Origin of the sequence: Gordonia sp. NPDC003585 (assembly GCF_040610755.1) — a bacterium.
Taxonomy (GTDB): domain Bacteria; phylum Actinomycetota; class Actinomycetes; order Mycobacteriales; family Mycobacteriaceae; genus Gordonia.
This window is the reverse complement of the sequence record NZ_JBEXMX010000069.1, coordinates 1-11,867: the sequence shown is the minus strand read 5'-3', so window position 1 is coordinate 11,867 and position 11,867 is coordinate 1. Positions and strand designations below refer to the sequence as shown.

Sequence of the window (11,867 nt, the reverse complement as noted above, 5' to 3'; positions counted from 1 at the left end):
CTCAGACGCGTTCGATGATGGTGGCGACGCCCATGCCGCCGCCGATGCACAGGGTGATCAAAGCGCGGCGCGCGCCGCGGCGTTCGAGTTCGTCGACCATCGTTCCGGTCAGCATCGCCCCGGTCGCCCCGAGTGGATGGCCCATCGCGATGGCACCCCCGTTCACGTTGATGGTCTCGTCGTCGATACCGAAGTGCTTCTGGTAGTTGAGGACCACCGACGCGAAGGCTTCGTTCAACTCGAACAGATCGATGTCGGCGACAGTGAGTCCGGCCTTGGCCAGCACCTTCTCGGTTGCCGGTACCGGACCGGTCAACATGATGGTGGAATCGGCACCGCTGGTGGCCGCCGCCACCACGCGCGCGCGTGGCGTCAGACCCGCTGCCCTACCAGCAGTTTCGCTACCGACGAGCACGAGCGCCGAACCATCGGCGATGCCCGAGGAGTTGCCCGCGTGATGAGCGTGGTCGATGGATTCAACCCAGTGGTACTTCTGCAACGCGACGGCGTCGAACCCGCCCAGGTTGCCCATGTCGGCAAATGACGGCCGCAGACCCGCCAGCGCCTCGGCGGTGGTGTCACCGCGGACGAGCTCGTCGTGATCGAGCACCACCGATCCGTTCAGATCACGCACCGGGACAATCGACTTGGCGAAGAATCCGCCCGAGATCGCGGCGGCAGCACGCTGTTGGGACTGCACCGCATACGCGTCGACATCGTCACGGGTGAACCCGTTGACCGTGGCGATGAGGTCCGCGGCGACACCCTGCGGAATGAAGTAGGTGCCGTAGTTGGTGGCCGGATCCAACGGCCATGCACCGCCGTCGGAGCCCAGTGGGATCCGGGACATCGACTCGACGCCCCCGGCCAGCACCAGATCGTCCCAGCCGGAGGCGACCTTCTGGGCAGCGACGTTGACCGCTTCCAGACCCGATCCGCAGAAGCGGTTGAGCTGCACGCCCCCGACGGAATCGGGCAGCCCAGCCGCCAGTGCGGCGGTTTTCGCGACGTCACCACCCTGGTCACCGATCGGTGACACCACACCGAGGACGACGTCGTCGATCGTGGCGGGGTCGAGTTGCGGGTGCCGCGTACGCAACTCATCGATCAGTCCGACGATCAGATCGATCGGCTTGATGCCGTGCAGGGAACCGGTCTTCTTGCCGCGGCCGCGCGGCGTGCGAATTGCTTCGTAGATGAAGGCGTCAGTCATGGCGATGTCCTCGAGAATGATGGTGGGTATCAGAGCAGCCGGGCGATGAGGTCTTTCATCACCTCGTTGGCACCGGCGTAGATCTTGGCGATGCGGCCGTCGACGAACAGCCGCGCGATCGGGTACTCCTCCATGTATCCGTACCCGCCGTGCAACTGCAGACAACGGTCCACGACCTGCGTCTGCTGTTCGGAACACCACAGCTTGATCATCGCGGCCCGCTTGACATCGAGTTCGCCTCGGAGGTGACGATCCACGGCGTCGGTGACGAACGCTCGCATCACCTCCAGCGTGGTCGCGATCTCGGCGAGTTCGAACCGCGTGTTCTGCAATTTGAACAGCGGCTTCCCAAAGGCCTCGCGTTCGCGAACATAGGCAAGCGTCTGCTCGTAGGCGCTCTCCACCGCACCGAGCGCGGCGCAACCGACGATCAGACGCTCCTGCGGCAACTGCTGCATCAACTGGATGAAGCCCGTGCCTTCGGTGCCGCCCAACAGATTCTCGGCGGGCACGCGTAGACCGTCGAAGAACAGTTCGGTGGTGTCCTGACCCTTCTGCCCGATCTTCTTCAACTTGCGGCCACGCTCGAAACCCGTTGTGTCATCACCGACCTCGGCAACCAACAGCGACAACCCCGACGCGCCCTGGCTGGGATCGGTCTTGGCCGCAATGATGATCAGATCACACGTCGCACCGTTGGAGATGAACGTCTTGGCACCCGAGATCACATACTCGTCGCCGTCACGGATCGCGCGGGTCTTGATCGACTGCAGATCCGAGCCGGTACCAGGTTCGGTCATCGCAATCGCGCCGATCCATTCACCACTGGCCAACTTCGGAATCCACCGACGCTTCTGCGCCTCACCGGCATACGCGAGGAGATAGTGCGGCACGATGCCGGTGTGCACACCCAACTGCATCGAGATCTCACCACCGCGGGCCTGCTCATGAAACAGCACTGCCTCGTGTGCGAAAGTCGCTCCCCCACCGCCGTATTCCTCCGGCACCGACATACACAGCAGGCCCAGCTCTCCTGCCCGCCGATACAGTGCCCGATCGGGCTGGCCGGCGGCCGCGAACTCCTCGTAGCGCGGCGCGACCTCCTTGGTGAAGAACTCACGTGCCAGGCTCGTGAGATCGGCCAGTTCCGCGTCGAGATCAGTGGTCGTCATGGTGGTGTTCTCCCCTGTGGTCACTTGGTGTAGAGCGCGTCGATCTGATCGGCGTACTTCTTCGCGATCGGTGTGCGCTTGAGCTTCATCGTCGGTGTCAGCTCGTCGCCGCCGGGCATCCAATAGGTCGGCAGGACCTGCCAGTTCCGGATGTGTTCCACCCGGGAAAGGCGTGAATTGGCCTGGGCTACTGCTTTTTCGATGGCCGCGGTGACGGCCGGATGTGCCGACAATGCGTCGACGTCGGCACCGTCGAGCCCGTTGGAGGCAGCGAATGCCGTTGCGGCATCGGGGTCGAGTGTGATCAGCGCCGAGACGAACGGTCGGTTGTCGCCGATGGCTGCCACGGTCCCGATCAGCGGGCTCGCCGCTTTCAGCGCGCCCTCGATGTTGCTGGGCGACATGTTCTTTCCGCCGGAATTGATGATCAATTCCTTCTTGCGATCAATGATCGTCAGGTAGCCGTTCTCGAGCGTGCCGATGTCGCCCGTGTGAATCCACCCGTCGGCATCCAGAGTCTGTGTCGTCCGCTGCGGATCGTTGCGATATCCGCGCATGACACCGGCACCGCGTACCAAGATCTCACCATCGTCGGCCAAGCGGAGTTCGGTGCCAGGGATGGGCTTACCGACCGATCCGTACCGAGGCGCGTGGATTGGATTCACCGTGGTGACCGCAGACGTCTCCGACATACCCCACGCTTCCATCACCGGAATACCCAGTGCCAGCATGAAAGTCAGCGCTTCGGTGTCAATGGGCGCGGCACCCGACACCGCGGCGGTGAGCGAATCGAGGCCGAGTTTGGCCCGCAGCTTGCCGAGCACGAGACGATCGGCGACGGTCGCGGCGATCCGATCTACCGGCGACAGGGGCCGGCCGTCGATGATCGCCTGGGCGCGTTGGCGGCCGGCGCCGACCGCCCAGCGCGCGAGCGCTCCCTTGGGGCCTTCCTCGGCGGCCAGAGTCATCTCGATGCTGCCCTTGATCTTGTACCAGAGCATCGGCACCGCGACGAAGAAGGTGGGGCGCACCTGCGCCAACGTGGCGACCAGCGTCTTGGGGTCGGCGACGTCGACGACCTCGCTGCCGAAGTACATCGGCGCGTACTGACAGATCCAGCGATTGATCAGGTGCGCGTCGGGCAGGTAGGACACCACCCGGCCGCGGGCGAGGTCGCCGATCACGTCGACGACAACCCCGAGCTGATACAGGAGGTTGGCGTGCGTGAGTTCGACGCCCTTGGGGTTACCCGTGGTCCCGCTGGTGTAGATGAGGGTCAGCACGTCGTCGGCCTGGACAGCTCGCCACGAGGCGTCGAAGTCGAAATCGGCTGGCGCGCTGAGCTGTTCGATGTCGCCAAGGGTTTGCACGTCGTCCATCGACGCGCCGTCCACGCTGACGATGACAGCGTCTTCGGGTGCCGCATCGCGCACGCGTTGCAGGAACTGCGATTCGGTGACGACGACCTTGGGCTCGGCATTGGTGAACAGGTACTGGATCTGCGGCGTGGCATTGGTGTTGTAGATCGAGAATCCGATCGCCCCAAGATGCATCGCGGCCGCGTCGATCACATGGAACTCGGGCCGGTTGGTGAGCATGATGCCCACCGTGTCGCCGCGGCCTACTCCGAGCGCGGCCAGCCCTGCCGCAACCGTGCGGACGCGGAGTCCGTACTCGCGCCACGTGAGCGCTGTGGTGCCGTCCGCAGTGCGGATCGCAACCTCGGCGCCGAGTTCATCGACCTGCCGCTGGAAATGAGTACAGAGGGTCTCGGACATGGTCTCCCTGGTTTCTCGCCGAACACCCGGGTATGGCCCGGGATGCACTGTTTGCGGGGTTTCTGTTGACGCAACGCCAACAAAGCTAGCATCATTTGGCACGGTGTCAACAATTGTCCGAGGTAGACACGACTGCGCCCACCCGCGGTTACGCGGATGGGCGCAGTCGGTTGATCGGTATCGCTACTTCGCGGGCACGACCTTCCCGTTCACGGTGACCTCGACAGTGTCGGTTGCGGAGGTCCAGGTGATCTTGCCGTTCTCGAAGGTCGACGTCTTCACGCCGTTCTCCTCGGTCTCGTCACTGGTGGCGACGCCGAGCGGTCCTTGTGAACCACCTTTGCCGTCGGCTGCGGGATTGCCGGATTCGTCACGCGGCACATTCCATGCGTCGCGGATCTTGCCCCACGTGACGTACGCCGGCGTTCCCGCGTCACCATTCTTGGCGGTGATCACGCCGCCGGTGAACTGTTGGAACACCACGCCGTTGGAGCCGGTGCCGGACGCGTTGGGCCCGGTCAGGGGCGCACCGAGGTCGGTCTTCTGCTTCTCGGTGGCGGCCTGGTACTTCACCGCGATGGGGCCGGTGAGTGTCACGCTGCTGCCGTCGGCTGCGGTGAGCGCAACCGTCTGTCCCTGTCCGGACATGTCGCCGGACGATGGCGCCCCACTCTGGGTGGTCATCATCGCCGACGATGACGCCGACGCATCACTGCTGTCGTCGTCGCTACATCCCGCGACGACGATAACGGCAATGGCGGCCGCGGCCGCTGCACCGACGATCCTCGTCCCCCGCCTCCGCATTGGCCTGGCTTCTTGAATGGTCTGCTGCATGATTCCCTTTCGGTTTCTCTGAGCACTTGCCACGGGCATGCGCGCCCCCCGTCGCACGAGACCCTTAGCCACCCTAAGCGAAGTTTGTGGACGAGTATTCGATGTTTACCGAATTGTTGGCTTGCGGTCGTGCGGCGGCTCCGAGCCGGCGTCTGCGGCGATAGTCCGAAATGTCCTATTCGCAGGTAGATGCACTGCAGCACACCAAAATCGACCGCTACACTTTCGATTCTCAGACGCGACGGAAGGTGGCCATGTTCCCGAAGTACGGAATCCCCGACGGCGCGAACACTGCATGGCTGTTGGCAGCGTTCGCCCTGGTTCTGCTGATGACGCCGGCTTTGGCGCTCTTCTACGGCGGGATGGTGCGCTCCAAGAGTGTGCTCAACATGATGATGATGTGCCTGTCGGCCATCCCCATCGTGTGGATCATCTGGGTGATCTTCGGTTACTCGCTGGCGTTCGGAACCGACCACGGTGGGTTGATCGGGAGCCTCAGCTCCTTCCCCGGCCTCGAACACACCTACGGACACGACGACGCACATCCCGACGGAATACCGCTTGTCGGAACCATCCCGGCCATCCTTTTCGTCGCGTTCCAGGCCGGATTCGCCATGGTGACCGTCGCCCTCATCGCGGGCGCGGTCGCCGACCGTATGCGATTTGTGGCGTGGGTGATCTTCGCCGCGGTGTGGTCGGTCCTGGTCTACATACCCATCGCGCACTGGGTCTTCAGCGCGCCGGGCCTGACCGAGGCCGACGGCGGCTGGATCGTCTCCGACCTCAAGGCGATCGACTTCGCGGGCGGCACGGCAGTCGAGATCAACTCCGGTGCTTCGGCATTGATTCTTGCACTCCTCCTCGGTCGTCGAAATGGATGGCCCAAGGATCCGATGCGGCCGCACAACCTGCCCTTCGTGATGCTCGGCGCAGGCCTGCTGTGGTTCGGATGGTTCGGGTTCAACGCGGGTTCGGCCCTCGCCGCCGACGGATCGGCCGCGCTCGTCGCGGCCAACACCCTCGGAGCCGGTGCTGCGTCGATGGTCGCCTGGCTGATCGTCGAACAAGTACGTCATGGCCGCCCGACCTCATTCGGTGCCGCATCGGGTGTGGTCGCCGGTCTTGTCGCAATCACCCCGGCCTGCTCGTCGGTGACACCGATCGGGGCGCTGGCAGTGGGCGCGGTGGCGGGCGCGGTGAGCTCGTACGCCATCGAACTGAAGTTCCGCTGGCGCTACGACGATTCGCTCGACGTCGTGGGCGTCCACTTCGTCGGTGGTGTGGTCGGCACACTGATGATCGGTTTGGTGGCATCGAAGAACACACCGGCCGGCGTCGACGGGCTGTTCTATGGCGGCGGTCTGGACCAGTTGTGGCGCCAGGCGGTCGCGGTGATCGCCGTACTCTCCTATGCGGCGATCGTCACCGGGATCATCGGGCTCGCGCTGAAGTACACGATCGGTCTGCGTGCCGATCGCCAACACGAGGTCGACGGAATCGACGACGCCCAGCACGCCGAGTCCGCGTACGACTTCTATAGCGCGGGACGCTGATCCGACGAGGTCTCGCTGACCTGAGCAGATGTCAGCAACACCGCTGGCGTCTGCGCGTAGGCGGATTTGCCTCGGCTCCCGCGCCGGGTTCGTAGGATTGCGTCGACCACGTCGACGGGAGACTGACCGAGATGACCGACAAGCGAATCGTCCTGGAGATCGACGACAACGGCGTCGCAACCGTGACGTTGAACCGCGCCGAGAAGCACAACGCGCTCGACCGCGCGATGTTCGATGCACTCCTCGACGTCACGGCCCGTCTCGCGACGCAGCCCCGGGTTCGCGCGGTCGTCCTGCACGGCGCGGGCAAGAGCTTCTGCTCGGGACTGGATGTTTCGAGTCTCGGAGAGGGCGGTGGCGCGTCGTCGTTGCTGACCCGAGAAGACGGTCACGCGGCCAACGATGCCCAGCGGGTGTCGGTCGATTGGGGCCGTATCCCGGCGCCGGTGATCGCCGCGATCACCGGCAACTGCTTCGGCGGCGGCCTGCAGATGGCTCTTGGCGCCGACATCCGGTACGCCACCCCGGACGCGCGACTGTCGATCATGGAGGTGAAGTGGGGGCTGGTACCGGACATGGGCATCACCCAAACGCTGCCGCGGCTCGTGTCCGCCGACGTCGCCAAGGAGTTGACCTTCACCGGCCGCATTCTCAGCGGCACCGAGGCCCACGAGCTCGGACTGGTCACACGTGTGGTGGAGGATCCGCTCGGAGCGGCACTCGAACTGGCCCGCGAGATCGCGAGCAAGTCTCCGGACGCCGTACGCGCGGCGAAACGACTGTACGACGAGACCTGGAATGGCACGGATCCCGCCAGGGCCCTTCTGTTGGAGAGTGAGCTCCAGGTCGGCCTGATGGGTTCGCCCAATCAACTCGAAGCGGTCCGAGCCGGATTCGATAGTCGCACACCGAACTTCGCCGATCCCGACTGAGCAGAGGCAACAACGCTTTCGGGGCGGACCTCCACTGTCTGCCGATAATGGGGTTGTGGCGAAAATGGGGTTGTGGGTTGTGTGCAGGCCGCGCTAGCGTGTCTGCATGGTTTGATCTCACGTCAACACGGTCCGCATCCCTCCGACATCACCTCCGACGTGAGAGAGCTGTATCCCATTGCGCAAGTTGATCTATTTCGTGGCGTCGACCCTTGACGGCTTCATTGCCGGAACCGATGGCGCCGACCCATCCACGTCCATCTTCGATCCTTCGGGCGCCCACGCCGGCCCACTGATGGCCGAATATCCGGAGATGATTCCGGGACATGTACGGTCCGTCTTGGGCGTCGAGGGCGTACCGAACAAGCACTTCGACACCATTCTGGAAGGCCGTGGATCATACGAGATCGGGACGGCCGCCGGTATCGGCGACGCGTATCCGCATCTACGCCACCTGGTGTTCTCGACAACTCTGGACTCGACGTCGGACCCGGCGGTCGAGTTGGTCGGTTCCGCCGCCGTCGACCGGGTCCGAGCGCTGAAAGACGAGCAGGGCCTGGATATTTGGCTCTGTGGAGGTGGCTGCATGGCGGCGTCGTTGCGCGACGAGATCGACGAGATCCACCTGAAGCTCTACCCTGTGGTACTTGGTGACGGTATCCCCTTGTTCGGACGCGTACCCGGGGGTGAATCGGAGATTGATCGATTCACGTTGAACGGTGCGCGAGTCTTCGACAGTGGCGTCGCCCTGATGACCTACGCCCGGGCATAACCAGCTGAAACCGGGCCGCACGGTCGCCGGGCAGCGTAGCGTTCGACCGTATGAGAGCACAGTCCGGTTCTCGAGGTCTTGTCGCGGCGATGGCTGTAGTGGTGGCAGTCGTCGCGGCAATGGTCGCTTCGTCGACTCTCGTGTTCGCCGCGCCCGCCGCATCCGCCCTGCGTGTCGGAACAGTGCTGCGCACGTCCGCAATTGCGCCAGACCATCTGCCGAGCGGTGCCGCTCGTGGGTATCGGTTGCTGTATGTGACACAGGATCAGAACGGTCGACGGGTCACCAGTACAGGCGCTCTGTATCTGCCGGCGGGCGCTCCCCCGTCGGGCGGCTGGCCGGTCTACTCGTGGGCGCATGGGACGAGTGGCATCGGTGACCGGTGCTCGCCCAGCATCGTCAGGGGCAGCGTCCGGGACCGGCTGGAGCCGGGGATCGCGCATGCGTTGAAGGTCGGCTATGCGGTGACCGCGTCGGACTATCCGGGATTGGGTAGCGGAGGCGTGGCGGAGTATCTGGGCGGCCGGGCAGAGGGTTCGGCGGTCATCGACATGATCCGGGCGTCTCGCGCGACAGTCCCTGCGCTGTCACGGCGATGGGTGTCCAGTGGCCACTCACAGGGTGGGCACGCTGCGCTGTGGGCTGCCTACCTGGCGCCGCGGTACGCGCCCGAACTGGCATTGAAAGGCACCGTGGCGATCGCACCCGCGTCGCAGATCGAAAACGTCATTCCCCTGTTGCTGCCGGGAACGCCAGATCTCGGTCGGTACAACGGATTCGCCGGTCTGGCCCTCTACGTGCTCTCCGGGCTCGAGCACGCACGAGCAGACCTGAACGTCGATGACCGGCTTACTCCGGCCGGCCGCTCGTGGGTGGCGCGAGTCCGCAATCTCTGTGTGGGGCAACTCGCTTCGGCCCTGCGTGAGGTCACCCCGGGAACGCTCGTCGCGAAGCCGTTGACCGACCCGGCCTTCGTCGCAGCACTGCGCGACTACACCACTGTGCCCGCGGGTGGCTACGGCACACCGGTGCTGATCGAGCACGGCGACTCCGACCTGACCATTCCGATGCCGTTCAGTGTGGCACTCACCGCGCAGATGCGCGCCGCAGGCACCGACGTCCGACTCATCACCTACCCGGGGCAGGGCCATCCCGGCGTCACCCGCGCCGGAATGATGGATGCCTTCAGCGCAATCAGCAGGTACTTCGCCGCGCCGTGATCGAATTGACGTCGTGACCCAAGCGCATCCGCACGGCGATGAACTACTGAAGCCACACACTTCGCGCACGACGGCGGCGGGGCATCCATCGCCACTGGGAGCGACGCCCGCTTTCGGCGGGGTGAACTTCGCGCTGTACTCGGCACACGCCACCGCCGTGTTCCTGCTGCTGTACGACGCGGCCGACGAGAACCCCACCGATGTCATTGCACTGGACGGTCCGGCCGAGGGCACCTGGCACGTGCATGTTGACGGCGTGCGACCTGGGCAGCTCTACGCATACCGCGTCGACGGGCCCTACGAACCCGCTGCGGGACTGCGTTTCAATCCGGCCAAAGTGGTGCTCGATCCATACGCCAAGGCGGTCACCGGAAAGTTCCGCAATATCGACAATCTCCTGCTCGCCTACGACCCGGCGGTGGGTCCCGCGGAACTCACTCTCGATCAACGGGATTCGAATTCGGTGGTACCGAAGGCCGTGGTCGTCGACGACGACGCCTTCGACTGGCGCGACGACACCGCACCGGACATTGTGCTGGAAGAACTGATCATCTACGAAGTGCACGCGAAAGGATTCACCGCCACCCATCGTCGGGGGTCGGCGCGCCCGGAACCTATCTCGGATTCGTCGAGAAGATCCCCTACCTCGTCGAGCTGGGCATCAACGCGGTCGAGTTGCTGCCGGTACACGAGTACTACGTCGACGACTTCCTCGTCGACCGAGGGTTGACGAACTACTGGGGTTACAACAGCATCGGGTTCTTCGCGCCCGAGTCCTCGTACGCCACCGGAACGAGTCCGGGATGTCAGGTCGACGAGTTCAAGACGCTGGTGCGCGGACTGCATGCGGCCGGCATCAAGGTGATTCTGGATGTGGTGTTCAATCACTCCGGCGAAGGTAACGAGATGGGGCCGACGATGTCGTTGCGCGGCATCGACAATCCGAGTTACTACCTCCTCACCGGTTCTGACGATGAGCCCGGTCGCTATTACATGAATTTCAGTGGCTGCGGCAACACCCTCGACTTCAGCAGTCCGGCCGTCATCTCCCTGGTGTTGGACTCGTTGCGCTATTGGGTGCAGCAGATGCACGTCGACGGCTTCCGGTTCGATCTGGCCGCCGTACTGGGGCGGGCCGGCGACAATGACGGTTTCGAGGCCCACGCCCCGCTTTTCGAGGCCGTGCGGAGCGATCCTGTGCTCGCCCAGTCGGTTCTGATCGCCGAACCGTGGGACACCGGGACATATCAGGTGGGGAACTTTCCACTCGGTTGGTCGGAGTGGAACGGCCGGTTCCGAGATACCATGCGGCGCTTCGTCAAAGGCGACGACGGACAATTGCCCGATCTGGGACGACGCCTCACGGGTTCTGCCGATCTGTACGCCGACGACGGTCGCACTGCCTACAACAGCATCAACTTCATCACCTGCCACGACGGCTTCACACTGAACGATCTGGTCTCCTTTGACACCAAACACAACGAGGCGAACGGTGAGCAGAACCGGGACGGCTCTGACGACAACAACTCGTGGAACTGCGGAGTCGAGGGCGACACCGACGACCACGAGATCACCTTCCTGCGCCGCCAACTCGTGAAGAACCACCTGTGTCGCCTGCTGTTCTCCGCCGGGACACCCATGCTGCTCGGCGGCGACGAATTTCTACGCACGCAACACGGCAACAACAACGCCTACTGCCAGGACAACGAGATCTCTTGGTTCGATTGGGATCTGGTGGAACGCAACCGCGACATCCTCGAATTCGCCAAACGCGCGATCTCACTGACCCGACGATTCAAGACGCTCCAACATGCCAAATACGTTCTCGGAGCGAACAATGACGCGGGGCTCGTGGATGAGCTGACGTGGTTCGGACCGGACGGTAACCTGCCCGACTGGTCGAACCCGCACGCACACACACTGTGTTTCCAACTCGACACCGCCGACGCGGTGCCACACGCCGGCATCTCGTCGCTGTACCTGATCCTCAACGCCGATCACCAGAACGCCTGGATTGTGTTGCCGCAGTTGACCGACGGACAGAGCTGGTATCGCGTGGTCGACACCAGCCTGCCCGCCGGCGAGGACTTTGCCGATCCTGGTAGCGAAGTGCTGGTGGATCCGGACGACCACTATCTGGCCAGCGCCCGCGCGGCGGTGATTCTGGCCGCGCGAGCGTGAGTCGACAGCAGCCCCATCCGTTCCCTGAGCCTGGATCCGTGAGGGGCCCCTTCCGGTCCCTGAGGTGCGAGCGGAGCGAGCCTCGAAGGGCGCAGGTGCGACGACAACGTCATCTCGCCAGGGCTAATGGGGGTGGATCGGTTCCCGATGGGATGCTGGTCCACTGTGAGCCTGCCCCGCCGGTGACCACTATGACTAGGGCTGAAACCACG

10 protein-coding genes are annotated in these 11,867 nt (G+C 64.1%); 6 read left to right on the top strand and 4 right to left on the bottom strand.

Going from position 1 to position 11,867, the window contains the following annotated elements; genetic code table 11:
• Position 1: 1 nt before the first annotated feature.
• The 4 genes from ABZW74_RS17840 to ABZW74_RS17825 form a co-directional block, all read right to left on the bottom strand.
• The gene (locus tag ABZW74_RS17840; RefSeq protein ID WP_355278048.1) at positions 2–1,213 is read right to left on the bottom strand and encodes an acetyl-CoA C-acetyltransferase; all 1,212 of its coding nucleotides are present in this window, start codon (positions 1,211–1,213) and stop codon (positions 2–4) included.
• Positions 1,214–1,242: 29 nt separating this feature from the next.
• Complete coding sequence (locus ABZW74_RS17835; protein WP_355278045.1) at positions 1,243–2,385, bottom strand: acyl-CoA dehydrogenase family protein; 1,143 nt, start codon at positions 2,383–2,385, stop codon at positions 1,243–1,245.
• A 20-nt stretch (positions 2,386–2,405) separates the two neighbouring features.
• Positions 2,406–4,163 carry an AMP-dependent synthetase/ligase gene (locus ABZW74_RS17830; RefSeq protein ID WP_355278042.1) on the bottom strand — a complete coding sequence of 586 codons (1,758 nt, stop codon included), beginning with the start codon at positions 4,161–4,163 and terminating at the stop codon, positions 2,406–2,408.
• 183 nt (positions 4,164–4,346) lie between these two features.
• Complete coding sequence (locus ABZW74_RS17825; RefSeq protein ID WP_355278039.1) at positions 4,347–4,967, bottom strand: hypothetical protein; 621 nt, start codon at positions 4,965–4,967, stop codon at positions 4,347–4,349.
• A 284-nt stretch (positions 4,968–5,251) separates the two neighbouring features.
• Here ABZW74_RS17825 and ABZW74_RS17820 point away from each other — a divergent pair, with 284 nt between their 5' ends.
• The 6 genes from ABZW74_RS17820 (at position 5,252) to glgX (ending at position 11,655) form a co-directional block, all read left to right on the top strand.
• A complete protein-coding gene (locus ABZW74_RS17820) occupies positions 5,252–6,550 on the top strand; it encodes an ammonium transporter (RefSeq protein WP_355278037.1) in 1,299 nt (432 codons plus the stop codon).
• A gap of 131 nt (positions 6,551–6,681) precedes the next feature.
• A complete protein-coding gene (locus ABZW74_RS17815; protein WP_355278034.1) occupies positions 6,682–7,482 on the top strand; it encodes a crotonase/enoyl-CoA hydratase family protein in 801 nt (266 codons plus the stop codon).
• 178 nt (positions 7,483–7,660) lie between these two features.
• A complete protein-coding gene (locus ABZW74_RS17810; RefSeq protein WP_240857227.1) occupies positions 7,661–8,254 on the top strand; it encodes a dihydrofolate reductase family protein in 594 nt (197 codons plus the stop codon).
• Positions 8,255–8,343: 89 nt separating this feature from the next.
• A complete protein-coding gene (locus tag ABZW74_RS17805) occupies positions 8,344–9,474 on the top strand; it encodes a lipase family protein (protein WP_240857228.1) in 1,131 nt (376 codons plus the stop codon).
• 13 nt (positions 9,475–9,487) lie between these two features.
• Positions 9,488–10,204, top strand: a complete 717-nt coding sequence (locus ABZW74_RS17800) for a hypothetical protein (RefSeq protein ID WP_355278031.1) — start codon at positions 9,488–9,490, stop codon at positions 10,202–10,204.
• A complete protein-coding gene (gene glgX, locus ABZW74_RS17795) occupies positions 10,111–11,655 on the top strand; it encodes a glycogen debranching protein GlgX (protein ID WP_355278103.1) in 1,545 nt (514 codons plus the stop codon). The genes ABZW74_RS17800 and glgX overlap by 94 nt, the downstream gene beginning before the upstream one ends.
• Positions 11,656–11,867: the final 212 nt, after the last annotated feature.

Bases quoted from the DNA above. Each gene is read 5' to 3' on its own strand.
- ABZW74_RS17825 (WP_355278039.1), bottom strand. From the start codon at position 4,967: ATGCGGAGGCGGGGGACGAGGATCGTCGGTGCAGCGGCCGCGGCCGCC.
- ABZW74_RS17840 (WP_355278048.1), bottom strand. From the start codon at position 1,213: ATGACTGACGCCTTCATCTACGAAGCAATTCGCACGCCGCGCGGCCGC.
- ABZW74_RS17805 (WP_240857228.1), top strand. From the start codon at position 8,344: ATGGCTGTAGTGGTGGCAGTCGTCGCGGCAATGGTCGCTTCGTCGACT.
- ABZW74_RS17830 (WP_355278042.1), bottom strand. From the start codon at position 4,163: ATGTCCGAGACCCTCTGTACTCATTTCCAGCGGCAGGTCGATGAACTC.
- ABZW74_RS17835 (WP_355278045.1), bottom strand. From the start codon at position 2,385: ATGACGACCACTGATCTCGACGCGGAACTGGCCGATCTCACGAGCCTG.
- ABZW74_RS17820 (WP_355278037.1), top strand. From the start codon at position 5,252: ATGTTCCCGAAGTACGGAATCCCCGACGGCGCGAACACTGCATGGCTG.
- ABZW74_RS17815 (WP_355278034.1), top strand. From the start codon at position 6,682: ATGACCGACAAGCGAATCGTCCTGGAGATCGACGACAACGGCGTCGCA.